The organism is Limnobaculum zhutongyuii (assembly GCF_004295645.1).
GTDB classification, from domain to species: domain Bacteria; phylum Pseudomonadota; class Gammaproteobacteria; order Enterobacterales; family Enterobacteriaceae; genus Limnobaculum; species Limnobaculum zhutongyuii.
In genome coordinates this window covers 2715635-2741528 of the sequence record NZ_CP034752.1, presented here as the reverse complement: position 1 = coordinate 2741528, position 25894 = coordinate 2715635, and the positions used below count along the sequence as shown (strand labels likewise).

Below are 25894 nucleotides of genomic sequence, written 5' to 3'. Positions count from 1 at the left end.
CACACTACACACTCAACCCCTTCAACAACTGTTCAATAGCCGGGTTTTCCAGCGCCTGTACCGCATAACAAATACCTATCCGACGCATGAGTGGATGACCGGGCAGTGGGCGGGAAGCTAAATCACAGCGAGTCTCTATCAGCGGTTTTGGGGCAATGGTTAAGCCAAAGTCCGCTTCTACCAGGTCCAACGCCAGCATAAAGTTTCCTGCATTGGCGGCTGGCGTACTGGCGGAAGCACCGTAAAACGGTAGAAAACGCTGGTGAGAATCGTGAGTTGGCAACATCACCCATGACTGGTCATGCAGCTGTTCAATGGTCAGTGCGGATTCCTGATTAAGGGGATGCGTAGCCGGGAAGACCAGCTCATAATTTTCGTCAAATAGCGGAATAAACAGTTCGTCTTCACAGCGTAAACTTTCACAGCCAAGCCGGATATCTCCGGTGCAGCCCGGATCAAGGGTAAGCAGCACATCGGGCATGGTTGTACGCGCTTTTTCCAACAAAGTGACCAGATGGGATGAGGCAATATCATGTTCGATACCGATGGTCAGCGGTGTTTTATCCTGACGTTTGCGGAATCGTGATGCCAGCGCAGCCATATCATTAATCATACGCCGGGCATGAGGGTAGAGCACCCGTGCATCTTCGGTTACGTCCACACCGCGGGTTTTACGGATAAATAACGGTATTCCCAGATCGTCTTCCAGTGCCTTAATCGTGGCGGACAGCGCAGGCTGTGTCAGACTTAATAGCTGAGCGGCGCGAGTGATGTTGCGTTCTTCGAATACGCAAATAAAAGCTTTGAGTTGTTGCTTATCCATAGGAATTTCTTATGACGGTGAAAGAAATAAACCATTTTTAACTAAATTCATCCGGATTTAAAGTAGCGGTATGACATTAGTCATCATTTTTATTTATGGAGAAGACCAATGAGTATTGCATCTAAGCCTTTAATTGTGATTACTGGCGCCAGCTCTGGTATAGGTTTGGCAACGGCCAAATTGTTGTCTGCCAAAGGCCATGCGCTGTTACTGCTGGCTCGTCGTATTGAACGTATGACTGCATTGAATTTGCCAAACACATTGTGTCGTGCTGTGGATGTAACCGATCGCAATGCATTTGCCACTGCGGTAAAAGAGGCAGAACAGAAATTTGGGCCAGTGGATGCGCTGGTGAATAATGCCGGGGTGATGTTGTTAGGCAATATTGAACAGCAAAATCCAAATGAATGGGATCAGATGCTGGATGTGAACGTGAAAGGTTTGCTTAACGGTGTTCATGCGGTAACAGAAGGGATGATGGCGCGTAAAGCCGGAACCATTATTAATATCAGCTCGGTGGCTGGTCGTAAAACTTTCCCTAACCATGTGGTTTATGTCGGGACTAAGTTTGCGGTACACGGCATGTCCGAAAACCTGCGGGAAGAGCTGTCACCACATAATGTGCGTGTAGTGGTGATTGCCCCTGGCGCAGTGGAAACCGAGTTGTTGAGTCATACCACCAGTGATGAAATCAAAACCGGTTATCAGGCCTGGAAACAGGATATGGGCGGTAAAGTACTGAGCCCGGAAGATGTGGCTAACGCAATTGATTTTGCTTATTCTCAGCCGCAATATGTCTGTATTCGTGAAATTGTGCTGGCAGCGACCCGTCAGGGGGCTTAATAGAGGTTGGTTAAAACAGGGGAATTTCCCCTGTTTTATTACAATCGTTTTACCCGTTCAGCCAGGCTTGCCCTTGCGCTTTCATTGCTTGCTCCAGTTCACTTCCTCGTGTGGCGAATACGCGGTTGACGGGAAAGCCGCTTTTTTCTAAAAGATAAGCCAGTGCGGCATACTCACGTGGGTATTTGGCCGCCAAAGATTGATCGATTTCCACCAGCCCTAATGGAAACGTAAATGTTCCCATGTCATAGACGCTCTGGCGCTTGAGCAGTTTCCAGACACCATGACGTTTTTCCGCCAAATCGTAAAAGCGATTATGTACATTACAGCCAAGATTGAGTTTGACGTTTTCCCCAATAATCACCGCATTGGTTTCAACAATGGCTTTATTACCGTTAAAGGTGATGTCAGGTGTACCAATCAGGTGTTTCGTCCGAAGATCTGACTTTCCCATACGCATAGAGCCGTTCACAAATTCGCTGAATAAACCTTCGAACCAGGTGATCTCAATGATGCCATCAGGATGGAATAAATGACGTAATGGTTCCCACTGTCCGAGATCCCGGTGTATCCAACCGTTAATTAAATCAGCGATTTGCGTACGGTCTTCAAGATTATTTTCCATGGTGGTTCTCGCTTTAAAGATTGGGTTATTGGTATCTACTTTAGTAATAAATTAAAATAAGACAAATATATAGATATGACTGATTCATCATATTTTTTGATTAAAGGTGAGAGATATGGATTTGCGCCACTTGCGCTATTTTTTAGCGGTTGCTGAAGAGGGCCATTTTGGCCGCGCCGCTGAGCGCCTGAACATCGTTCAGCCCGCATTAAGCATGCAGATACGGGCCCTGGAAGAAGAGCTTGGTGGTCCGTTGTTTGCACGGACCAGTCGGCGCGTTGAGTTGACCGAGGCGGGGAAGTTGCTGCAAGTGGAAGCGCAACGTACTTTAGCGCAGGCAGATCACGCCAGATCAATAGTACAGCGTTCACTAAGAGGTGAAACCGGCTGTGTACGGGTAGCTTTCGCCGGAAATGCCGTTTTCAGCGGTAAGTTGATGGAGGATTTACGCGCTTTCCGTCATACCTATCCGGATGTGGAATTGATTATCCGGGAAATGCCGCCACAGGCTCAGGTGGACGCAATTATGAGTGGACAAATAGATATCGGTTACGCGCCGGACCATAACACCATGCATGCTCCAACATTGATTTGTGAACAGATAGGGCGCTGGGACAGGGTAGTGGCGATGTCTGTGGATCATTCATTAGTGAATGAAAGTAACCTGACTGCGGCTATTCTGGCAGAAGAACCGTTGATTCTTTACGATACTCATGATGCAGATGAACGGCTCTACAGGACATTAAGCCGGCTATCAGGTCGGGAACCGAATGTGGCGCATCGTTCGGCTTCTACTCTCAGCGTTCTGGCACTGGCAGCTGCCGGACTGGGTGTTGCGCTTGTGCCAGAACCCTTGGCACAAATAGCCATTCCGGGGCTAATCTACCGAGCGCTAAATGAACCAGAGCTTTCCGCCAGTTTGATGTTGCTCAGCCGTGCGAATGAGACTAATGGGGCGGTTCGAGCCTTTCTGATTTTGATACGTTTCGATGGTTTTTGATCCTAATTACAATGTGTTGCGCCCTCCATATCGAAGAGCGCTTTCTCATATCAAAAGATTAACTATTCACTCGGCAAAACGATCGGATCCCGTTTCGCATTGCCTTCACTGTGCTGTCGCCATATAGCCCGATACAACCGCTCTAAATCGCGGGTAAAGCGCTCGGTATCAAACAGCGGTGAGGTGGTTCGATTGGCCGCCAGTTTCTCTTTTAGCTGCTGAATTCGTGCCGGATCATTGGCTAATGCAAGTGCTAGCTGGTAGTACTCTTCATCGGTTTCAGTCACCAGCTCAGGTAATCCTACGGCGGTAACCAGACTTGCAGCAACCCGGCTGGCAAATAGCGGCCCAAGGCGAGTAACCAATGGCACTCCGGCCCATAAGGTATCGCTGGCGGTAGTATGTGAGCCAACCGGATAAGTATCCAGCGCTAAATCTGCCAGTTGTAAACGGCCAAGGTGCTGATCTACGGATAAGCTATCAGCAAAAATTAAGCGCTGTGGATCAATACCGTTTTTTACTGCTTCAGCGCGCAAGTTATTCACGGGTACCGATGTACTGCTAAGTAACCATAAGACGCTGTTTGGCACGTTATGTAACAGCTTGCACCAAAGGGCGAACGTCTCCGGGGTATATTTCATTATCTGGTTAAAGCTACAGAAAACGAATGCATCTTCCGGTAAATTTTGCTCCGCACGGGTTGGGCGTGGGGCAATTTTCTTTTTGTCATCATTGGGCTGATAACAGTGAGGCATTAATGCCAGCGTCTCACTAAAGTGTTCCGCATGTTCGACCGGAGTCACTACCGGATCGCCAATGATGTAATCTGCCAGTTTTGGCTCCCCTAACGAGCCGGGATAGCCTAACCAACTCACAATAACCGGAGCCGGGCGTAATGCCGTAATCTCCAATCGGGTACCTTGCGTGAAGCCTTTTAAATCAACCAGAATATGTAAATTATCCTGAGCAATGGTTTTAGCGGCTTCATGGTCTGACATGCTGCTGAGGTCGATGACTTCAATGTTCAATGCACTCAGACGTTCGGTGTAGGAGTCTTTCCTTTGGGGAGAGTAAGAGTAGAGCCGAATAAGGAAGTTATCCGTATTATGCTTTTCCAGAATGCCAGACATCAGATGCATGGTGGCATGATTATAGAAATCAGATGAGAGATATCCAATTCTCAATACACTATCGGCAGGTAACGGCGCAGCCAGCGGTACAGGAGGACGTTGCAATGCCGATTTCAGCTTAAATTGAGCGAATTTTTTACCAATATCCCGGTGCTGAATTGGCGTTAATCCGGAAACGTTTAACAGTGACCATGGCTCAAAAAAATTGAATTCGTTACTGTTGATTAAGCTGTCTAATGCCGTTTTGTCCAACTCCGCCAGTCCATCCCAGTAGGCACCCCGGCGAGCAGCACGCTGTGCTGAACAGTAGTTACCAATCTTTTTGAACATATCAATAGCGGATTGAAATTCGCCATCCTTCTCATACATGCCAGCCAAAATTGAGTAGGATTCAGCAAGATTAGGATCAAATTCAATGGCTTTCAGTAGTACCTGTTTAGCTTTTTCTTCCTGGTTGGTATCCCTGAGAACGAGACCCAGATTTTTATAGGCTAAGGCATACTTAGGGGAGCTGGTTATCGCGAGATTATAGTAGTGTTCTGCTTTAACGAAATTCTTTTTGCCAAGTTCTATATTGCCAAGATTATTGGCTGCTTTGGCATGTCTTGGATCCAGCTTTATGGCTTTAACGAAGGCCGTTTCGGCTTCCGCTTCTTTATTTAATTCCCGATAAACCAAACCAAGATTGAAATAACATTCAGACGTTGGTTTGATAACGGCAGCTTTGCGAATGAAGGTTTCTGCTTCGCTATGTCGATTAAGCAGATAGTAAACAACACCAAGCAAATGTATGGCATCGAAAGATCTTGGCGCCCGCTGTACTAATTGACGCAGAATACCCTCGGCCTTTAAGTATTCACTTTTGTTATACAGTGCAAGGGCTTCCTGATACTTTTGGTTTAAAATTTGTGGATTACTCTTCATTGCCCCTCCTGGAGCTATCGATATGAACAGCAGAATTTAATCTGTTTCATAACCTACGCGTCATACTTGAAGCTGTGCTGAAACCGGTTGCTTAATAGGAGAACTATTTACCTTTAATAAGTAATGTCTGAGTTTACCAATAAAGCAAGGACTCGTCATTTTGATGAGCTAAAGAGGAAAGAATTTCGGCATAAAAAAGGACGAGATATTTCTCGTTCCTTTAGATTGATGACAAAGTCATATGATTCAGTTTTATGTTTTAGCATAGCCAATCGGAGGGAGAGATTGCCGTTGGGGTCGTAGCAGCTTTAGCTGCCGAAGTGCCCCTAGGGAATCTATGCCCGGAGCGCTCCTTAGCTAAGTACAGATGGTCTTCCGGCCGAGTACGAGGGTGATATGAGCAATATCGTTTTTACGGACGGAATAGGCACAGTTGCTGATTGATCAAGTTTGTTAGCTGCCTTAAGAGACGAGATATTTCTCATCCCTTAAGGTTTTCTTGATTATTTTACTGTTATAACCCTTTGACTATTTGGCGGTATTCGGTGCTTCTCTGACAAACCAGGAAAGCACCAGGAATACGCAAACAAAGCCAATCAGGGTATTAAAGCCGAAGGCAATGCCGTAAGTATCTGACAGCATACCGACCAGCCAACCGGCGAAGGCGCCGCCTAATCCTGATGCTACATAAATTAGTCCCAGCATGCTGCCGCTTTTATCGGTCATACGGGTACCAATTGCTGAAGCGGTAGGGAACAGAACCGACATAGCAAAACCGAAGGCCATAAAGGCATAGATCCACTCATACACCATCATACGACTGATAATCAGCGTAATCAGCGACAGGGCAGAGAACAGAATCAGCGTATTACGCTCCCCCAGACGCATATTAATAAATCCACCGATAAATCGCCCTATGGTAAACAGCACCGCGAAGCTGGCGATTACATAGGCACCGGTAGCGGTTTTTTCGGCGACGGTAGCGTTAGCAATATCCAGAGAGCTGTAAAAAATTGGGAAGAAGTTAAGGAAAGCCACTTCCGCTGCCACGTAAAACAGTAAGTAGGCAATGACTAACATCAGACGGGGATTCGTCAGCAGTTGCATGAAGTCTTTAACGTTCATGTCCATACCGCCAGATTTTTCCAACCGAAGTGTGGTCAGTACCAGCAATATCAGCGCCACAATAACCGCCACGGCAATATAGAAAATGCGCCATGAAATGTTATGGCTGAACATCATATTCAGCACCAGTGGAGTGACAATCATACCAACGCCGAACATGGCATTTGCCACGTTGAACATCATGCCAGCACGCTCTTTATAGAAGGTCGGGATGACGGTCACGATAGAGACCAGCATCGAGCCAATACCCAGGCCGATAACCAGATAGAAGCCAAGAAACAGCATCACGGTAAATGCCATACTGGTGCCCACCAGGCCAATGGCCATACAGCTGGCACCAATGAACATCATAAAGCGTAATCCTTTCTTATCGGTGAAATAACCGGTAAGCAGGCTGGCGATAAGAAAACCGTACTGAAACGTAGAAATTAAAGTACCTATCTGCGACATGGTTAAACCGATGTCGTGATGGACCTGCTCCAGAATGATGCCCTTGGTGTTTTGGATACCACCCAGTAGAAACATGGTGGTAAACAACAAAAAGAACACTTTCCATTTTTGTGCATTAGTCATGTTTTGTTCTCCCTGATGTCAGGATGAAAGTGTTAACGTTTAGTGGATTGTTGACCGATAGCGGTAAACAGATCGTCGGTTGCCCATCCATAGCAGTAATACAGCAGGTCATCACAGGCGCTGTTTTTGGCCGCTTTCACCGCTTCTAACAGGCCGTCGGCATCGATATTCCACATTTGAATGCCGCTGAAAATCCAGGTGCCGGGCTGTGAGCGCTCACGAACAATATCGTTTTGCTGCTTAACGAAGGCGATAGGAAATCCATGTTGCTTAAACTGCTGATAGCTCAGGTCGTAAGGCAAATTGAATAATCGCAGGAAGGCCGAGAAGGCCTTTTCCTGTTTCTCTGGTGTATTGGCCAGAAAATTAATCAGCCCCTGCACATCCGCACCGCCGCCCAGTTTGTGATAAGGGAAATGCTTTAATGCCGGAGAGAGTTTGGTGAGCTGGGTATAATCCTGACCGAGGATCCATGAGTAAGCGGGTGGCCACAGGTCGAGCCATAGCTTCAACGAACCATCATGTTGATTAACGTCGTGCAACAGGTTTTCGACAAAGTGACTGATGCTTTGTTGACGGAATTGTTGCCACTGTTTCAGCAAAGGATCATTCAGCAAGTAATCGACAACGACGTCATATTCATGCTGTTTGAGCAGAATCACTAACTGATTAATGGTGAATATCAGGTTATTGATATCAATATTCTGCTGTTGCATCTTTTTTCGGCAGTGTGGGCAGAAGCAGGTTAGCAGACCGCGTGGGCTAACGGTTTTCCCTGCCCAGTCTGGAAAGCGAATACGGTCAATCAGATAGGTATCATAACCGTATGTTTTTTGCAGACTGTGGAAGGTTTTTCTCCACAGTTCAATCACGTCCGGCGCATTAGGACACAACCAGTGTTCAACCGGGTCGCCCTGAAAATCAATTACCTGATTATTTGCCAGATCGCCGGCAAAATCACCGTTAAGGATATTGACCCAAGGGATCACTTTCAGCTCAGTGCCATCAGTTTGTTGTTTGATGATGGCTAACGGGTCCTGACCCGCCAGAATAGTAGGGTCAACCCGCTGATACAGCGCACCCTGTTGATAATCATTCAATCTGGCATGTAGAGTGCCGGTACCCATGACGACCTGATGAATTGGATTATGGGGAAGATGACCTACCGGGTAGGGGTTACGTTCAAATATGGTATTAACTTCCACAAACAGATGATCAATATCACCCATTTTTGCCAAACGGCTAACAATGTTATCCACGCCTTCATCAAGAATATCGTGAGGGTGGAGATGAATACCTGACATGGTGAAATCCTCGCTTGATAATCGTCTATTTAGTTGGCGCTAACTGAGCTGAGCATCAGACATAAATTGAATTGAGGGATAAACCTGATTCAATGCCAGTACGGCAATACCGTAGAGTGGGGCCTGAGTACCCAGTTCGGATTGTTCTATCTGAATTAAGGTTTGTGAAAACGTATGTTGATTAATATGGGCCTGTATATAAGGCAGAAATTGTGGGGCAGACTGAGTGACACCGCCGGTCAGAATGATTTTTTCCGGGTTGGCGATGGCAACAATATTCAGGATGCCGATGGCTAAGTAGTCAGCCAGTTCTCTGAACAGTGACTCAGCCAGCGTATCCCCCTGGTTTGCCAGTTTGGCTATCGCTTCAGCGCTCAGCGTTTTACCGCTGAGTTCCTGATAGCGTTGGCTGATACCGGAACCAGAGGCATGGACTTCAAAGCAGCCTTTATTACGCCAGTTATGCGAAAGGTGCTCCCGGCTAAACATCATATAGCCGATCTCACCGGCGGCATTGTTTGCACCACGAATGATTTTTCCGTCCATTAATAAGGCAGCGCCTAATCCGGTACCGACGCCAATTAATGCGGCGCTATGAACTTTCTGGCATTTGCCTCGCCACATTTCACCAATCAGAGCCGAACGAATATCGTTTTCCAGCACCACCGGTACCTTAAATACGGCGGAAACCTCATCGGCCAGAGGAATGTTTTCCCATTCCGGCAGGTTAGGGGAGCCTTCCAGCACAATACCGTGGTGATAATCAACAATGCCCGGTGTAGCGATGCCAATCACTTTAAGTTTGTCGGCACTAACTGCATGTTTATTAAGGAATTGGCGAATAGCGTGATTAAAGTGCTGTAAAAATTCAGCACGGGTAGCCACTTTATAAGTTTCAGTTTGTGCGGTGGCCAGCAATTCAGCATTCAGATTAAACAGAGACAGGGATATTTTAGTGCCACCCAGATCGATACCAACCCCCACACCGTGGTTGGCATCAAAATTAACCATTACCCCTTTACGGCCCAGACCACCTTCAGTCATCCCACTTTCATAGATGATTTTCTCATCCAGCAGCTCTGTAACAATCTCAGAGATAGTCGCTTTAGTAATACCGCTGATTTTAGCGATTTGCGCCCGGGAAAGGGGAGTATGTTCGCGAATCACATTGAGTACTAAAGACTTATTCATCAGTCTCAGGGTATTCGGTACGTTAGGGCTCATGGTTATCTCCAATTAGTTTTGAATCAAAACTAATTAAGTAAAAAAATAGGCTGATATGTGTTTTTTTATAAAATAGACTCCAATATCACACCTTGTAAAGTGTTTTATCGATCCATTGGTTTGCTTTGTGAACTTTTGTGGCGTGCAGCACACTTTTTGATGAATGAGTGAAATAGCGGCACGAAGACCGCATTTCACTTTAAGTATGAGGTTTAGTTATTTTCGATATTAATGGCAAGCATTCTGTCGCGATCCTGAATACGGCTTAGCAGTTTCGCCAGACACCATACCACCATAACTCCGGCGATAAGCGCCAGCAGATGAAAGGGGATTCTTCCCCCCAGATTAAAATAGAGAGCCAGCGGGCCACTTCAATAGAGGCGGCACAGGTGCTGAGAACCACAATATTTAGCGAGGCGGAAACCGTACCCTTGGGAAGGTCGTTAGAAAATAGCGTGAGGCGAAAAAGGGTTGGAAAGATAAGCCCGATACCAAATGCATAAAGGCTGGTACCGAGAATAGACCATAACCAAACGTGTGGCATCAGTAAATTACCGGCGATAAGGGTGATAAGTCCAGCCAGCTGAAAAGGTACCGCGCGCCAGATAAATGCGGGTGAACCGGGGTCTTTGACAAATTTTGCCACCACAATATTCGCCAGAATAACTGCACCAAATACCGGTACTTGCATCCAGGCAAACTCTGATGGCGTGAGGCCACCATCATCGATCAGGATCACCGGAGAGACCGCCACCCAACTCATCATGGGGATATAACTTAATGAGATAGTTGTTACGCCGGTAAGAAAAATACGATTGCGAAATACGTTCCTGAAATCATTAACTACGGTACCCGCACTAAATGGCCGATCACTCTTTTTGATAGTTTCCGGCATACTGAACAGTAATCCCAGCCAGGCTATCAATCCCATAACGGCAAGCATGCCAAACAGCACTTTCCAGTGAGTGAATTGCATCAGGGCTGCTCCAACCAGCGGACCAATAACCGGTGCAATCAATACAATGGAGGTGATGATTGCCATCAGTTTAATGGCTTTTGTCTGACCAAATGCCTCCTGTACCGTCACATAACCAACGGTGGCAATAAAGCAGATGCTGGTGCCTTGAATGGAACGCGCCAGCAAATATTGCTCCATTGAGGTGGTGAACAGAGTGGCAAAACAGGCGAGGGTAAAAATCAGCGCACCGGTTATCAACACAGGCCGACGGCCAATACGATCGGATAACGGGCCTAATAACCACTGTAGTGCCATACCTCCAGCCATATACAGGCTAACCGATGCAGGCGCTAAGCTAACATTAGCGTTGAAATCCCGTACCACATGAATGATACCGGGTTGAATCATATCCGTGCTCAGATAGGCGGTAAAATCGTACAGAATTAACGCCATGGGAAAGAACAGCGTGGTGCTGTGGCGGGCAAAAAAACGAAATAGCGACTGCATAAAATAGGGGCTCCTTTACTTCCGGTCGGCTGTTTTTATCTATGATTTTCCGGATACGGGGTGCCACTTTAACGTTCCGTTATTGATTGTGCTTATCACTGATTGCTATTTTGAAATGATGCAGATAAATCAGCAGGACAGCTTTTCCTCCATCAGTGTTAATTAACATGACGGTTACGGGAAAGGTTTTAGTTTCTCAATATATCGACCAACGATGAGTCCTGCCAGCATAACGGCACAGGCAATAACTACTGTAGCAGCCAGCAGCAAAAAGGAATTTTGATAAATATAGGGTTGCACTATGCCATAGATAAACAGCAGCAAAGGAAAATGCAGAATATAGATACTGTATGAGCTTTTCGCCAAACGGTAACCGGGCAGGCGAATACGTACACGTTGAAAACTCATTAAATAGAACAGCAAGCCAAAACCCAGGCCGCACAGGGTGCCATATAGCGCCAATAGTAGTTTGGGTTTGTCTACATCGGCCGGTAGCATAAACAGCCCGCTCACCGCTAACACAAGCAGCACTATGGTTGTGAGAGAAAAGATAACCAGTAAAATTCTGGCCTTAAGCTGGTGTTGGTGGTTATGCAAGAGTGCCGCTATGGCTCCTCCACACCAGATCAGGCTATACAGCAGAAAAGCATAATTCAGCAGGCTTAACGACAGCATTAACAGGGCTGCGCTAAAGATGGCTATTTTATTTTGCGGCCAAAGCAGCAGGCCGAATAACACATAAAACCAAACCTCAAACGGCAGAGACCAGAAAGAGAAGTTACTGGCGGGGGTTTCAGTTAAAAAACCATTCACAAACAGCAGAACGCCGGTAAAACTTTTGGCATCCAGCACCATTTTAGCCTGACTCATGGTATCGCTGATAACCGCAAGTTCACGGCTACCGGAGGCAAAAAACCAGGGAGAGATCAGATAGATTAATAACAGCGCCCCACAACCAAAATAGAAAGGGGGAACAATGCGGTTTAAGCGGGAAAAAGCATAACGTCTGATATTAAACTGATGGTTTTGCTGAATGTTATAGCAGGCAGATTTACATATCAGAAAACCACTCAGGGCAAACAGCGCCATTACCCAGGCGTGAGCAAACAGATAGACAGGCAGCATAATGGCAGGCCAGACCGGGTAGAGAAACAGTAAATAGGCGTGACAGAACAACACCATGGCGGTGCTGAAACCGCGCAACATATCAAGCTGGTGAGAGACCTCTTGCTCAATAGGGGTAAACCGCTGAAACAACGTCGCTAATGTCATGGTCTCTCAGACACCGGTAATGCAGTTTTTCCCGGTACAAAATTGATTGCACTGGCACTGTACAGTCGCTGTTGACCTTCCTGACTGAAAGGCAGGTTTTGATACTCCCCCTTTAACCAGTCATCAATATTATCAGCATAGTGTGGGCTGGCTGGATTCGCTGATTGACCAGCATTGTTCATCACCCAAACCGGATCGGGCTGGCTGAAATCCACAATCAAACGCATGGCGGGGATCAGCAGGGTATTAAAGTCTTGTCCCATAGTGTAACTGGCAATATTCACCGTATTGATGTTTCCCCCGGCAGGGTAAGGCCCCCGGTTCAGATAGCCATCGAGGCGAACAATCATTTTTTGCTGCTCTTCCGGTAGGTATGGCGCTATTTGAGATGAGAGGCTATTCCACTTATAGCGATGTAGTTGCCCCCATTGCCAGCGTGAATAGTCGTTGCCAAGTTGTTGTTCACCATGTTGCACCGCGCTAGCCAGCGCACGGGCCACAATAGCCGCTTTACCGCTGTGAGCCGGGTCTGCTTTTTGCCAGAACGGACTGGCGTTGGCTTTATTGTCATCCTGCCACAGCAAATGGTCCGCCTGAGCCGAATAGGATTTTGAGCTTTCCACAAAGGCATGCCAGGCCTGTGGATGGTCGGTAAAGGCATCGGCAAACAGCTGGTGGCTAAACGCCGATAAAAACAGATTATACAGTGCTGCTGCCGGGCTATCTGCATGCAGTTGGCCGTCGAAATCCATCAGTCGGGACTGGGCCAACTTCGCCTGCTGCTGTTCAGGTTCAGGCAGACGGGCAATGGCTACGCTGAGTGTCGGGTCTCTCAGATAAACCTGAAGTTTGGCTACCATTGGGTCCAACTGGTCATATTGCATTTGCTTCATGGTGGTGAGGCTATGCCGATTGGTCGCATTCAACATGGTTGAGATGCGCTCGAAACGTTCCGGATGGGCCCAGGTTTGTGAAAAATTAACCGGATAACCTTTTTCTACAATGCGGTTATTTGCACTAGCTAACCAGCCTTGTTTATTTTTTAGTGCTGACGGGTAACTTTTGGTTGGTGCGCTACCCTGCCAGTCATATTTGCCGTCCCAGCCCGGTGAAGGGAACAAACCCAGGCCATTTTTGCGCAATGGATAGCTGCCGGTTAACTGCCAGCCAATTTGCTGCTTATCCGCCAACAGCATATTTACTGAGATGACTTTAATCTGGTTGGCTAATGCCATCGCCTGAGGCACTTGTCGCTGGTAGGGGATCGCCATTAGCGCATTAATACTGTTATCGTCGTTGGTGGGTGACAGGGTACTCAGGGCGATGCCGTAACGAGACTCCACCTCCAGTGGCTGTAGCAGATAGCTGCGGTTTTTCAGCGATTCATTCAGCAAAATACCGTGCTGAGTTTCATACATATTTTCCCTAACGTCGGGCAGTCCCTTAACATGGAAGACTTCCTGGGTTTGCTTTACCGGTAGCCATTTTCCTTTATACAGATATTCAAAACCTTTAGCGCTGGGGCGCATTTGTTCCAAAAACAGATCCTGATTATCTGCCATCACCATGGTATAGCCCCAGGCCAGTTCCGGCGTGGCACCCAACACAATCGCCGGAATTCCCGGAATCGCAGCTCCCGCCATTTGCCACTCAGGGGTTTCGATTTGGATCATACTCCACAACGAAGGTAATCCGATGGGCAGATGGGTATCATTTGCCAGCAAAGTTCCACCGTTTTGCGTTAAATCGGCCGTTAATGCCCAATTATTGGAGGCCATAATATCGTGAAGATGAATACTTTCCAGCGAGCGGCTAACCAGCTTTAACTGATCAGCTTCCTGTTGTAATGGCTGTAGATTAAGTCCCTGTAGTTTTTTTGCTTCAGCATGGGGAATAGGTTCATCCGGATAAACAGGGAACAGCCAGGGGAGTCGCTCGATGCCCAGCTGTTGGGCAATAATCAGACTATCAATCTCTTCATGCAGGTTGCCAGCCAGACCAAAGTTAGCCAGTGATAAGATCAAAATGGCGTCTGTGGCTTGCCATGCAGGAACCGGATAGTCCGCAGCGGCTAAATCCATCGGTAGATTATCCTGATGGGTATCCAACCACAGGTTTACTCCCTGAGCATAAGCTTGCAGATAGCGGCGATTTTGGGCATTAGTTTGCTGGTAAAGTTTATCAGCGGCCTGACGAAAGCGCATTTTGCGCATAAAGCTATCAATACTCAGCGCGCTTTCTCCCAGATATTCAGATAATCGACCTTCCGCAGTCAGACGCATTAATACCATATGGTTAATACGTTCAGACGCATGGATATAGCCCCAAACCAGATAGACATCATCCAGATTCTGGCCCTTAATCAATGGAACGCCCATCTTGTTATAGCGTACGCTGACCGGTTCATGTAGTCCTGCCAGTGTGATTTGACCTTCTTTACGGGGCAGGGTATCGGAATAATAGAGATTGAGCAGGCTGTGGCAGCCAGTTAGCAGCAATGAACTGACGAGCAGACAATAGCGTAACGTTCCCTGTAATCTCATCTCTTACCCCATAAAATTTAAAACTCTTTTGCGATTATATCCGTTAGTGTTAATAAACCCAGCGATTCCTGACTGTTTTATCACCCGTTGATTCAGGGCGGTACAGCAGGGCAGGCATATTCCTGTTTGTTCACGACAGATAATGCCTTACCATAGTCGCCATTCTTTTTCTGTTTAGTCATATGGATATTTGATGCGTTATTTGGCTGCTCTTTAAGCCTAAGTCTACTTCTCCTGTTATTGCGCCTGCACCCGGAACAACACAGCTTCCAAGTGTATATACCGTAAGAGGCGGTTTTCAGCTTGAAGCTGAACACGCTAACCATCTGTCTGATGGTGATTTTGCCTATAATCCGGCGACATCCCGCTTTATTGACAAGATGGTACAGGTACACGGTTTTGACCGTCAGCAGTTACAAAGCGTATTAGGCCAGACCAAGCGGCTGGATTATGTCATTAAGCTGATGGACAAGCAGGCACCGTCTACGACAGTGAGCACCGGTAAGCCATCAGGACCAAATGGTTCATGGATTCGCTATCGCAGTAAGTTCATCACGCCGGACAACGTACAAAATGGCGTTGTGTTCTGGAACCAGTATGAAGGTGCCCTGCAACGTGCCTGGCAACAATATGGTGTTCCACCAGAAATTATCGTTGGTATTATCGGAGTAGAGACCCGCTGGGGCCGCGTGATGGGTAAAACCCGCATCATTGATGCATTGGCCACGCTTTCTTTCGACTACCCACGTCGCTCTGAATATTTCACCGGTGAGCTGGAAACCTTCCTGCTAATGGCACGTAAAGAAGGCAACGATCCGCTCTCTTTACGCGGTTCTTATGCTGGTGCCATGGGATATGGTCAATTTATGCCATCTTCATTTAAAGACTATGCGGTCGATTTTAATGGCAACGGTCATGTCAATCTGTGGGATCCGGAAGATGCTATTGGCAGCGTAGCGCATTACTTCCAGGCGCACGGCTGGAAGAGAAATGCACCGATCGCCGTACCAGGCGTAGGCGAAGCGCCTTCACTGAAACACGGCTTTAACACCGTCTACCCACTTTCTACGTTGGCCGCCGCCGGGCTAAGACCACAAAGTTCCCTTGGCGGCTATCAGGAAGCCAGCTTGCTACGCTTTGATATGGGCAGCAACTATGAATACTGGTACGGGCTACCCAATTTCTACACCATCACCCGCTATAACCACAGTACGCACTATGCTATGGCGGTATGGCAGCTAGGTGAAGCGGTTAAACGCGCCAGATAATTGAGTATTGTTGGCGGTAGGGGAGCGCATTAGTGCTTTCCTACGGCTAGCTAATTAGCATTAGTGGATATTCCGACCGTAATACCAGCACCATAAACGGTCGGAAAACCGTCAATACTTAGTTGCAGAGTGCTCACTCTGTTCAAACAGATTTTCACCTGTTTATTGTTGGCTAACGCCAAGTTACCCCCAACACCCGTCCCTCTCAACAAGAGACTATTTAGGGTATAAAAATCCTTTATCACCAATCTAAAATATTTCTGATGTTTGTTAGCAGAATCAGGGTTAGGTATTAACACTCAAAGATAGTCAATCGGAGGGAGAAGGTGCTGTGGGGGTCGACTTGGCGTAAGCCAACGAAGTGCCCGTAGGCAGCTTAGGCCCGACGCACTCCATACTCAAGTATAGATGGTCTTCCGGCCGGCCACGATAGCAATAAACACTCATTGTATTTACGGCCGGAATGTTCACCGATGCAGATTGATTAGATTTGTCAGCCGTCTCAATTATCAGAGATATCTGTATGTACTTCTCTATAGTCATGTTTCAATTTTGTGAATAAATTGTAATCAAATCCCTCTTTATGTGAAACATCATCCCCACCAAAAGCGTATCAATGATCAAGACAACATAACGTTAATAAAACAGTTACAGGGGAGGTCAGTATGAGTTTTCAGGGGAAAGTCGCCATCGTCACGGGTGGTAGCAGCGGAATTGGTCTTGAAACCGTTAAGGCGTTCGCTAAACGAGGTGCTTCCGTTGTGATCGCGGATATCAGCGATAGCGGTCAAAAAGTGGCGGAATCATTAAAGGCTGAAGGTTTGGATATTCTGTTTGTTAAAACAGATGTGACCAGCGAGAAAGATCAGGAGAATCTGATTAACCAAACCTTAAATCATTTTAAACGTCTGGATATTTTGTTTGCTAACGCCGGTATAGCCAGAGATAACGCCATTGATATGCTCAGCCTTGATGACTGGCAGAAAACCATCGATATCAATTTAACCGGGGTGTTTCTCAGCAATAAAGTAGCCATTCGCCACTGGCTGGCAGAGAAACAGCAAGGGGTCATTGTTAACTGTGGTTCCATTCATAGTTTTGTCGGTAAAAAACATGTTACTGCCTACGCCGCTGCTAAAGGTGGTGTCAAACTGCTAACCGAAACACTGGCGGCGGATTATGCCGGTAAAGGTATTCGCGTTAATGCGGTTTGTCCTGGTTATATTGATACGCCTTTGTTGAGTGCATTAACCTCTGAGCAAAAAGATGCACTGGTGAAACTGCATCCGCAAGGACGCCTTGGTCGGCCTGAGGAAGTGGCAAACGTAGTGATGTTTTTGGCCGGAGATAAAGCCACCTTCGTTAACGGCGCTTCGGTACTGGTTGACGGCGGCTATACCGCACAGTAATTTCCTGTGGTACGGCTAACTCTCTACAGGAAACAGAGGCTAAATGAGGCAATATCGCTGGTTAGTGAAGAATATCGTTCACCAACCAGCGATATATTTTGGCAATGAATTACAGGGTTTCGCCGTTGCTGGCGATCACCTTCCGGAACCAGTCAAAGCTGGCCTTTTTCGACCGCTTCATGGTTCCACTGTTATCATCATGCTTATCAACGTAGATAAAACCATAACGTTTACTGTATTGCCCGGTAGTAAAGGAAACACAATCAATACAGCCCCATGGGGTATATCCCATGACCTCTACACCATCATAAGTCATCGCTTTCTTCATCTGCTCAATATGCGCTTGCATATAGGCAATACGATAGTCATCGTTAATCTTGCCGCTGGCATCGGGCTTATCAATGGCACCAAAACCGTTTTCCACAATAAACAGCGGTTTTTGATAACGTTCATACAGAATGTTTAATGAATAACGCAGGCCAACCGGGTCAATCTGCCATCCCCATTCAGACGTTTTTACATAAGGATTTGGTACGCTGCCCTCAAATCCTGATAATGCGCTGCCTGTACCTTTAGCATTAGCCTGTACTGCATTGCTCATGTAATAGCTGAGGCCAATGTAGTCGGCACAGCCATCACGCAGGGTCTGAGCATCTTGTGGTTCCATAACAATATCGAAACCCTTACGTTCCCATTCGCGCAAAATATAGCTTGGGTAATAGCCGCGCATATGTACATCGCTGAACAGGAAACGTTCATGCATAGCTTCCTGAGCATACATGACGTCGTCCGGATTGCAGGAATAAGGATAGAGCGGAACGCAGGCGATCATACAGCCAATCTGGAATTCAGGATTAATGGCATGACCCAACTTGACCACCGCCGCGCTGGCGACAAACTGGTGATGTAGCACCTGATACATGGCCTGCTCGGGGTTCTCTTCCTGATTGAAAATCACACCAGAACAACAATAACCAAACAGTGGCGTTTTATAGTTACGCTGATTGTTGATTTCATTAAACGTCATCCAGTACTTCACTTTATGCTGATAGCGGCGCATCACCACTTCGCTGTAGCGAATAAAGAAATCGACCACTTTGCGGTTTTTCCAGCCGCCGTATTCTGTTACCAGATGCCAGGGCATCTCAAAGTGCGACAGGGTAATTACCGGCTGAATATTGTATTTCAGCAGTTCATCAAACATATCGTCGTAAAACTGCAGGCCAGCTTCGTTTGGCTGTAGTTCATCGCCTTTAGGAAAAATACGCGACCAGGCGATCGAGGTACGAAAACATTTGAATCCCATCTCGGCGAACAGCGCGATGTCTTGTTTATAGTGGGAGTAAAAATCTACCGCCTGATGGTTAGGGTAGAGATAGCCATCAATGATACCGTCGGTGATCACCCGATCGACACCGTGCCGTCCGCCGGTTAGAACGTCCGCGATGCTGATACCTTTACCACCCTGATCCCAACCGCCTTCAACCTGATGGGCCGCAACGGCACCGCCCCATAAAAAATCTTTAGGTAATTGATGTTGTTTCATATTTTGCATCTCATTTAGTCCTTACTATCTGGTAACCGTAATCAGCTCATCACCGCTATTGACATCATGGTGCTGTGAGTTAATCAGCGAGAACTCTTCCGAGTTGGTGACCACAATCACTGTCGTCGCATCGATATCCTGAGAGGCCAGATAGGCCATATCAAATTCAATCAACAACTGGCCTTGCTTCACTTCATCTCCCTCAGTTACCAAGGCATTAAAGCCTTTTCCTGCCAGTTTTACCGTATCGAATCCCACGTGAATCAATAGATCAATACCTGACTCTGAGCGTAGACCAATCGCGTGCTGAGAGGGGAGAACGGTTTCTACTCGCCCGCTGAACGGCGCATAAACTTTGCCTTCTTGTGGAACAATCGCGACCCCCTGACCCAGTAAACCACTGGAGAAGGCTTCATCTTTAACTTCAGCAAGTTCAATGGCGACTCCTTTTAGTGGACTGGTGATTGGCGCGCTTTCACCTGCAGCCAGCAATTGTGACTCGTCGTCCTTGTCTTCTGGCCGATCCTGAACTTCATCATCTTCTTTAAATCCTGCCAGCCAGGTAAATACTGTGCCAAGCACAAAGGCGACGGTAATGGAGAGTAAGAAGCCAAGGAACTGCGGCATATGACCGGTTTTAAAGAACACCGGCAGAACCGCAATACCAGGTAAACAGTAGCTCCAGGAGACGGCATTAAACCAGCCAGCAATAGCACCACCGATAGCTCCGGCCAGACAGCCGCATAACATAGGGCGCTTCAGCCGTAAGGCAACACCGTAGATAGCCGGTTCAGTAATACCAAACAGACCAGTGACCCCAGCAGAAAGGGCGACCCGTTTCATTTCACTGTTTTTGGATTTCAGATAGACCCCAAGTACCGCGCCCGCCATAGCAAATACCGGTGACGCTTGCAGGCCGGTAAAGGTGTCATAGCCCAGCGTTGCGTAGTTACCGACGGTAACCGGTGTAATCCCCCAGTGAACGCCGAGAGTAACCAGTGGCATCCACATGGCACCAACAACAAAGCCGGCAATAGAAGGGTTGAGGTGATAAAGGTAGTTATACACGTTACCAATACCGCCGCCGATAGCGTTACCGATTGGGCCAAACACCAACAGGGTTAGCGGAACCATAATGGCAATACAGAACATTGGCGTGAACAGGTTGCGGATAACCAGCGGCAGCAAGCGTTCAAAGAAGCGTTGAACGTATGACATTGCCCATACCATCAAAATAATGGGAATAACGGCGGCGGTATAGCTCAGGTACTGCACCGGAATACCAAAGAAGTCCAGATTGGGTGCGGTAACCGGAATACCGGCTAACTGTGTCAGAACCGTTGCCATTTCCGGATTACTTAACGCTTCCTGCATCAGTTTATGGATGGCTGGATCGGCGGAATTAAGCGTAGCAATCTTATTGGCCGTCAGCATATTCATATAATCCGGACATACCAGCGCACAGGCAGAAATCACGGCGGTAAAAGGATTGACGTTGAATTTTTTTGCTGCGGTAAAAGCCACCATCACCGGCAAGAAGGTAAAGCCAGTCCAGGAGACGAAGTTTAGAATGCGGTAAGTACCACTGGCCGGATCCATCACTTCAATCGCGCTCAGGAAAGAGATGATGCCCTGTAATATCCCACAGGCAGCTAATGGATAGATAAAGGGTACAAAGATACTGGAGATAATATCCATCAGTCGGCTGACAATACCGACTTTTGGTCCCGCACTGGCACTGGCTTTTTCATCAATGTGAATCAGCTTCATGACTTCCTGATAAGCATCACCAACGTGGTTACCAATAACCACCTGTAACTGGCCGCTGGATTCAAGAACGGTAATGACGCCTTTTACCCGACTTAACGTTGTTTTATTTACCTTAGAGAAATCCTTTAAAATAAAGCGTAAACGAGTTGCGCAATGTGTGAGGTTAATCACGTTATCATCGCCGCCAATAAGTTTCACAATTTCCTTTGCCGATTGGGCATAATCAATTGCCATTATATATTCTCCTGCCGTCAGGTACGAATAACCATTGATACACTCTCGTGTTTCGTCAGATTATATGAGGAATTATTATTCTGTTTCCTGAAGCCTAGCAAAAAGAAATAGAATGTTACGATATAACAATTCGCTAAAAAAGTAATTTGTCACAAGAATAAAACAGACTGTTTTATTTTTTAAGATAAGTTTTAGCTAAATGATTTCCAATGGCTTCCAGCATATAAATAACCGGAACCTGAGTAGTGATATTATATTCGCCGGATATTAATGTCTGGGGCATATGATAAGAAAGATTAAAGTCAGCCATGCGGGCTAAAGAAGAAGTTTCACTATTGGTAATACTAATTATTTTGCAATGGTGCAAACTGAATTGACTGGCCAGACGCAGTATTTCCGGCGTTTCTCCCGAAACGGAAAGAATGATGGCAATAGCATTTTTAAACATATCGCTGCTAATCGGATAATAAGGGTCGTCAATATAGTTACTAAATTTACCCACGTTAGAAAAGAAGCGGGCACCATATTTGCCTAATGAGCCAGAGGTTCCTGCGCCTACAAACACAATGCGTTCAGCATTAATTATTTGAATAACTGCTTGATTAATAAGCTCATCAAACTCTTCATTGTTGATGCTTTTAAAGAAGCTAAGGATTTCACTGACGCCAAAATTAACCGGCTGGTGGACTTCCTGTTCCAGATAGAGCTTAAAGCGAATACGAAATTCTGAATAGCCATCGCAGCCCATCTTTTTGCAAAAGCGTAGTACCGTCGTTGTGGAGACTTCCGCTGCATCTGCCAGCTCACGGATAGTCATGTACATCACTTTATCTTTATTCTTAATGGCATAGTTATAAACCATGAGTTCCAGACCATTAAGATTTGCTATTGAAGTGTGAGTGAACATAGATAAACCCGTGAATTAAGTGCGTTATAAGCCCATCAACACAATAGCAGATTTTAGCTTTGATAACATACCCGAACATCACATAACCATCAGAGATATAGCGAATAAAAACAGACAAATATCAGTGGATTCAGATGATTGGTCTCTTCAGTTGTGATGATTCCATTTTTATGTAAACCAATGGCGGATAGCGTTGTTTTTTGATTAACAATAAATGGAACAGACATAGCCGTTGTATCAGTTATCTATATCTTGTGAGATGACTCACAATATCGAAAATTGATTATCAGACTAAATAAGTGATTTTTTATTTTAAACAAAAAAAAGTGAAATAAAAATTCTTTAAATAACAAAGGTGTTTTATATTTTAAATATTAATTAAAACATGCTGTTTTATTAATGTAACAAATCACAAATAAATAAAATATCACATGTGAATAATGCGGGTGACAGCTTTAAAAGTTTTATGCTAGCCTCTGTCATAATTAAAGTTTGTCTATTTGAGCTATTTATATTTATCGATAAATAAATAGCCGGTTATTATTTATTTTTTAAAATGATAAGGATGGCGTCTATGCGGGAAATATAAATTCGCTGAGATAACCCTTGAAATATTTATATTAACCAATATTAACGCATATTAATCATTAATATGTGTGGGTGAATTCGTTTCATCCTGCCGGTTGGGTTTATCTGTTGAATAAATATCCTGTCTGATTTTGTCGCCAGAGCAACATTATACCAACAAAGAAGGTTCTGCCATCACTAACGATGGATAGCAATGAACCCGAAATAACTATGCGCTGCTATTTGGGTGGCAATACAAGGAGAACAGACAATGGCAGGATTTAACCGGTTACCTCTTTCACTGACCATCGCCGCGGGATTATTTACTACTCAGGCACTGGCGGTAGATTTTCACGGCTACGCCCGTTCCGGTATCGGTTGGACCGGAAGCGGCGGCGAGCAGCAGTGTTTTAAGGCCACGGGTGCTCAAAGCAAATATCGTCTGGGCAACGAATGTGAAACCTATGCTGAACTTAAACTGGGGCAAGAGCTGTGGACAGAAGGGGACAAAAGTTTCTACTTCGATACTAACGTTGCTTATTCCATCGATCAGTCTAATGACTGGGAAACCACCTCTCCGGCATTCGTAGAAGTTAACGTCAAAGGTAAGGACTTGATCGAATGGCTACCCGGTTCCACGCTGTGGGCGGGTAAGCGATTCTACCAGCGCCACGATGTACACATGATTGACTTCTACTATTGGGATATTTCCGGCCCCGGCGCAGGTCTGGAGAATATCGATCTGGGCTTTGGTAAGTTGTCGCTGGCTGCCAGCCGAAATACTGAATCCGGTGGCTCTCAGGCATGGATTATGGGCGAAAAGGATGAAATTCCTACCTCGAATGATGTGTTCGATGTGCGACTGGCAGGTCTGGAGACTAACAGCAATGGTACTCTGGAACTGGGATTCGACTATGGCCGGGCCAATGCCCGTGATGGCTATTCGCTGGATAAGAATGCCTCAAAGGACGGCATGATGTTTACGGCGGAACATACCCAAAGCATGTTCGGTGGCTTCAATAAGTTTATGGTTCAGTATGCGACCGACGCCATGACCTCTGCTAATACCAATACGGTTAATAAAGGACATGCAGAAGGCGCCAGCGTAAATAATGACGGTAGTATGGTGCGTATTCTCGACCACGGTGCCATCCAAATGGGTAACGACTGGGACATGATGTATGTGGCCATGTATCAGGATACCGATCTGGATAATCAAACCGGTTCTACCTGGTACACCGTAGGGGTACGTCCAATGTATAAGTGGACGCCAACCATGAGTTCACTACTGGAAGTCGGTTACGATAACGTCAAATCGCAACGTACCAGTGAACGTAACAGTCAGTATAAAGTAACGCTGGCCCAGCAGTGGCAGGCGGGAAGCAGTATCTGGTCTCGTCCGGCTATTCGTGTATTCGCAACATATGCCAACTGGGATGAGAAGTGGGCTATGACGATAGTGGCAATGCCTATAAAGATACCAAAAGTATCAGCTACAGCCGTGGTAATGATGATGAGGTCACTTTCGGCGTTCAGTTTGAAGCCTGGTGGTAGTCAACATATCACATCTAGCCTGTAGCTGGTGTTACAGGCTATAAATCCAGTATTCATAGGATATCGAACCCTCAGGTTTTGATAGGATGAAATAGAGCTCATTGGTAGTATTAAGCGAAAGGGTCTGCGCCTTTTTCGACTATTTCCCTGATTGGGGTTGTGCGCCGGACATGGGCGCACTTTTTTTATCTCAAATGGTTTGTTATAGCCTGGCAGATTAACGCGCTGGTTTTGTTGTATCATCAACCTCTAACTGACGACCAGTAATAGAGGTGGCAATGCGCAACTTACCAACGGAAAAACATCAATTATCCGAAGCAGAAATACAGCAACAATATGCAGTATTACAGGCATGTTTGCAAAACGATGCTCCATTAACCTTGCTGCATATTGGTAGTCAAAAGACGCTGGTTATTTCCGGCGATACAGGTAGGCCAGCGCAGGTTCAGGTATTAAATATCGGTAGTGATAAAACGGCGGCAGACTATTTTCATCATCAGCCTCCAACACCGGATGAAATGGAAAATGCCATTATGGCAGTCGAAGATGAAGTGATCCGTATTCGCACTTCTATTCCGGCAGGGGCTCGTCTTGGTACCAGCGATTTATCCATTCGGGATATTGCCTTGATTGCCGGTCTGACGGAACAACCCGAACTGACGATGTCTCTGGATACTATGGAACGCACTTTCGACCGTTTGGCTGCGGTGATGCTGGGCAGACCTGCGGCATCAGAAGGTATTCCCGGAGAAAACAGCTTTGCCGCGCGTTTGCTAATACTGAGAGAGTTTATGCATCATCTGGCATTTCCCGCGATTACTATTGTGACGCAAGACTAAAGGGTGATTTTCTGTTCAATAAAGTCGATAAATAGCTTTATGCGGCTGGAAAGGGCGGTATTGCGATAATAAACTGCCTGTACCACTTCCCGTGGGTGCGGGCTTTGCATTTGTTCTGCCAAAATCACAGTCAGATTTCCGTTCTCAATATCCCGTTGAACCATAAAATTAGACAAACAGGCGATGCCGTTACCTTCCAGACAGAGCTGGCGTAATACCTCACCGTTACTGGCGGCAATATCCGGTGTGATAGTCATTCCGCTACCCACTGACCAATGGTTTAAGCCGGAAGGCGGAATAAATCCCAACAGTCGATGGGACAGTAACTGCTGGGGCGTTTCCGGGGTGCCGGATAGCTGTAAATAGTCAGGGCTGGCTACCAGCCAGAGTTTTGAGTGACCTAAAACGCGGGCATGCAGAGTGGAATCTTCCAGCTTGCCAATACGGATGGCCAAATCGGTCCGCTTTTCCAACAGATTAATGATGCCATCGCTGGCGCTCAGCTCAATATCAATCAGCGGGTAACGTTGAGAAAACGCCTTAATGTGAGGCGTTATCTGGTGCAAAATAAATGGGCTGGCGGAGTCAATACGCAAACGCCCTGACGGTTTTTCATGACGTATTTTCAGCCATTCTTCGGCTTCGGACAGCTTCTCTAATCCCACTCTGACTTTTTCAATAAACAGCTTTCCTTCCTCCGTTAGTTCTACCCGCCGGGTGGTGCGGGAAAACAGGGTGGTATTTAACTGTTTTTCCACGCGGGCAACGGCACGGGAGACCTTAGCAACCTGAATATCCAGCTGTTCCGCTGCGGCGGAAAAGCCACCGGCATCAGCAACAGCAATCAGAATAGTCAAATCTTCAGAATGAGTGATTATTGTCATAATTGATAAAATCTTTTGCTATTAGTGGTGTTTATTGAAAAAGAATCTATCAGCACAATGACGTC

At 46.4% G+C, this 25894-nt stretch carries 17 protein-coding genes and 2 pseudogenes; 6 read left to right on the top strand and 13 right to left on the bottom strand.

All coding sequences use genetic code 11. The annotated features are described in order from the left end of the window. Positions 1 to 4 precede the first annotated feature (4 nt). On the bottom strand, positions 5 to 823 hold the full coding sequence (locus tag EKN56_RS12185; protein WP_130592024.1) for a LysR family transcriptional regulator: 819 nt from the start codon (positions 821 to 823) through the stop codon (positions 5 to 7). 108 nt (positions 824 to 931) lie between these two features. Here EKN56_RS12185 and EKN56_RS12180 point away from each other — a divergent pair, with 108 nt between their 5' ends. Next, positions 932 to 1666 (top strand): SDR family oxidoreductase, encoded by a 735-nt coding sequence (locus tag EKN56_RS12180; protein ID WP_130592023.1) that lies wholly within the window; start codon positions 932 to 934, stop codon positions 1664 to 1666. A 49-nt stretch (positions 1667 to 1715) separates the two neighbouring features. Here EKN56_RS12180 and EKN56_RS12175 read toward each other — a convergent pair whose 3' ends face one another. Beyond that, the gene (locus EKN56_RS12175) at positions 1716 to 2291 is read right to left on the bottom strand and encodes a nuclear transport factor 2 family protein (protein WP_130592022.1); all 576 of its coding nucleotides are present in this window, start codon (positions 2289 to 2291) and stop codon (positions 1716 to 1718) included. 115 nt (positions 2292 to 2406) lie between these two features. Between EKN56_RS12175 and EKN56_RS12170 the strand changes: the two genes are divergently transcribed. Beyond that, positions 2407 to 3291 (top strand): LysR substrate-binding domain-containing protein, encoded by an 885-nt coding sequence (locus EKN56_RS12170; RefSeq protein WP_130592021.1) that lies wholly within the window; start codon positions 2407 to 2409, stop codon positions 3289 to 3291. A gap of 62 nt (positions 3292 to 3353) precedes the next feature. Here the strand turns inward: EKN56_RS12170 and EKN56_RS12165 are convergent, their stop codons facing one another. From EKN56_RS12165 to EKN56_RS12135, 7 genes and pseudogenes are all read right to left on the bottom strand, one after another. Continuing rightward, positions 3354 to 5345: an O-linked N-acetylglucosamine transferase, SPINDLY family protein gene (locus EKN56_RS12165; protein ID WP_130592020.1), complete on the bottom strand. Its 1992-nt coding sequence runs from the start codon at positions 5343 to 5345 to the stop codon at positions 3354 to 3356. A 528-nt stretch (positions 5346 to 5873) separates the two neighbouring features. Next, positions 5874 to 7043: an MFS transporter gene (locus tag EKN56_RS12160; RefSeq protein ID WP_130592019.1), complete on the bottom strand. Its 1170-nt coding sequence runs from the start codon at positions 7041 to 7043 to the stop codon at positions 5874 to 5876. Positions 7044 to 7075: 32 nt separating this feature from the next. Next, entirely contained in the window at positions 7076 to 8347 is a 1272-nt protein-coding gene (locus EKN56_RS12155; protein WP_130592018.1) for a hypothetical protein, read from the bottom strand. Positions 8348 to 8386: 39 nt separating this feature from the next. Further along, complete coding sequence (locus tag EKN56_RS12150) at positions 8387 to 9571, bottom strand: ROK family transcriptional regulator (RefSeq protein ID WP_130592017.1); 1185 nt, start codon at positions 9569 to 9571, stop codon at positions 8387 to 8389. A gap of 212 nt (positions 9572 to 9783) precedes the next feature. Then, positions 9784 to 11036 (bottom strand): annotated as a pseudogene (mdtM, locus tag EKN56_RS12145) (multidrug efflux MFS transporter MdtM). A 174-nt stretch (positions 11037 to 11210) separates the two neighbouring features. After that, complete coding sequence (locus EKN56_RS12140) at positions 11211 to 12308, bottom strand: acyltransferase family protein (protein ID WP_130592016.1); 1098 nt, start codon at positions 12306 to 12308, stop codon at positions 11211 to 11213. Continuing rightward, on the bottom strand, positions 12305 to 14851 hold the full coding sequence (locus tag EKN56_RS12135; RefSeq protein ID WP_130592015.1) for a penicillin acylase family protein: 2547 nt from the start codon (positions 14849 to 14851) through the stop codon (positions 12305 to 12307). Before EKN56_RS12135 ends, EKN56_RS12140 begins: the two co-directional genes overlap by 4 nt. A 239-nt stretch (positions 14852 to 15090) precedes the next feature. On the opposite strand from EKN56_RS12135, the gene mltB reads away from it, so the two are divergent. Next, complete coding sequence (gene mltB, locus EKN56_RS12130) at positions 15091 to 16119, top strand: lytic murein transglycosylase B (RefSeq protein ID WP_407656556.1); 1029 nt, start codon at positions 15091 to 15093, stop codon at positions 16117 to 16119. A 665-nt stretch (positions 16120 to 16784) separates the two neighbouring features. Then, a complete protein-coding gene (locus EKN56_RS12125) occupies positions 16785 to 17528 on the top strand; it encodes an SDR family NAD(P)-dependent oxidoreductase (protein ID WP_130592013.1) in 744 nt (247 codons plus the stop codon). A 109-nt stretch (positions 17529 to 17637) separates the two neighbouring features. Here EKN56_RS12125 and EKN56_RS12120 read toward each other — a convergent pair whose 3' ends face one another. The 3 genes from EKN56_RS12120 to EKN56_RS12110 all read right to left on the bottom strand — a co-directional run bounded on the left by EKN56_RS12120 (position 17638) and on the right by EKN56_RS12110 (position 21985). Continuing rightward, complete coding sequence (locus EKN56_RS12120) at positions 17638 to 19074, bottom strand: 6-phospho-beta-glucosidase (RefSeq protein WP_130593692.1); 1437 nt, start codon at positions 19072 to 19074, stop codon at positions 17638 to 17640. Between the two features lie 24 nt (positions 19075 to 19098). Next, the gene (locus tag EKN56_RS12115; protein ID WP_130592012.1) at positions 19099 to 21078 is read right to left on the bottom strand and encodes a beta-glucoside-specific PTS transporter subunit IIABC; all 1980 of its coding nucleotides are present in this window, start codon (positions 21076 to 21078) and stop codon (positions 19099 to 19101) included. A 172-nt stretch (positions 21079 to 21250) separates the two neighbouring features. Beyond that, positions 21251 to 21985, bottom strand: a complete 735-nt coding sequence (locus EKN56_RS12110) for a MurR/RpiR family transcriptional regulator (protein WP_130592011.1) — start codon at positions 21983 to 21985, stop codon at positions 21251 to 21253. A gap of 838 nt (positions 21986 to 22823) precedes the next feature. Between EKN56_RS12110 and EKN56_RS12105 the strand changes: the two are divergent. After that, positions 22824 to 24106: pseudogene (locus EKN56_RS12105) on the top strand (maltoporin). A 278-nt stretch (positions 24107 to 24384) separates the two neighbouring features. Next, entirely contained in the window at positions 24385 to 24945 is a 561-nt protein-coding gene (locus EKN56_RS12100; protein ID WP_130592010.1) for a hypothetical protein, read from the top strand. Here EKN56_RS12100 and EKN56_RS12095 read toward each other — a convergent pair. After that, a complete protein-coding gene (locus EKN56_RS12095) occupies positions 24942 to 25829 on the bottom strand; it encodes a LysR substrate-binding domain-containing protein (protein ID WP_210405302.1) in 888 nt (295 codons plus the stop codon). The two genes, EKN56_RS12100 and EKN56_RS12095, sit on opposite strands and share 4 nt — an antisense overlap. Positions 25830 to 25894 lie beyond the last annotated feature (65 nt).

Bases quoted from the DNA above. Each gene is read 5' to 3' on its own strand.
- EKN56_RS12155 (WP_130592018.1), bottom strand. From the start codon at position 8,347: ATGTCAGGTATTCATCTCCACCCTCACGATATTCTTGATGAAGGCGTG.
- EKN56_RS12115 (WP_130592012.1), bottom strand. From the start codon at position 21,078: ATGGCAATTGATTATGCCCAATCGGCAAAGGAAATTGTGAAACTTATT.
- EKN56_RS12120 (WP_130593692.1), bottom strand. From the start codon at position 19,074: ATGAAACAACATCAATTACCTAAAGATTTTTTATGGGGCGGTGCCGTT.
- EKN56_RS12170 (WP_130592021.1), top strand. From the start codon at position 2,407: ATGGATTTGCGCCACTTGCGCTATTTTTTAGCGGTTGCTGAAGAGGGC.
- EKN56_RS12095 (WP_210405302.1), bottom strand. From the start codon at position 25,829: ATGACAATAATCACTCATTCTGAAGATTTGACTATTCTGATTGCTGTT.
- EKN56_RS12110 (WP_130592011.1), bottom strand. From the start codon at position 21,985: ATGTTCACTCACACTTCAATAGCAAATCTTAATGGTCTGGAACTCATG.
- EKN56_RS12185 (WP_130592024.1), bottom strand. From the start codon at position 823: ATGGATAAGCAACAACTCAAAGCTTTTATTTGCGTATTCGAAGAACGC.
- EKN56_RS12135 (WP_130592015.1), bottom strand. From the start codon at position 14,851: ATGAGATTACAGGGAACGTTACGCTATTGTCTGCTCGTCAGTTCATTG.
- EKN56_RS12100 (WP_130592010.1), top strand. From the start codon at position 24,385: ATGCGCAACTTACCAACGGAAAAACATCAATTATCCGAAGCAGAAATA.
- EKN56_RS12160 (WP_130592019.1), bottom strand. From the start codon at position 7,043: ATGACTAATGCACAAAAATGGAAAGTGTTCTTTTTGTTGTTTACCACC.
- EKN56_RS12175 (WP_130592022.1), bottom strand. From the start codon at position 2,291: ATGGAAAATAATCTTGAAGACCGTACGCAAATCGCTGATTTAATTAAC.
- EKN56_RS12165 (WP_130592020.1), bottom strand. From the start codon at position 5,345: ATGAAGAGTAATCCACAAATTTTAAACCAAAAGTATCAGGAAGCCCTT.
- EKN56_RS12140 (WP_130592016.1), bottom strand. From the start codon at position 12,308: ATGACATTAGCGACGTTGTTTCAGCGGTTTACCCCTATTGAGCAAGAG.
- EKN56_RS12180 (WP_130592023.1), top strand. From the start codon at position 932: ATGAGTATTGCATCTAAGCCTTTAATTGTGATTACTGGCGCCAGCTCT.
- EKN56_RS12125 (WP_130592013.1), top strand. From the start codon at position 16,785: ATGAGTTTTCAGGGGAAAGTCGCCATCGTCACGGGTGGTAGCAGCGGA.
- EKN56_RS12150 (WP_130592017.1), bottom strand. From the start codon at position 9,571: ATGAGCCCTAACGTACCGAATACCCTGAGACTGATGAATAAGTCTTTA.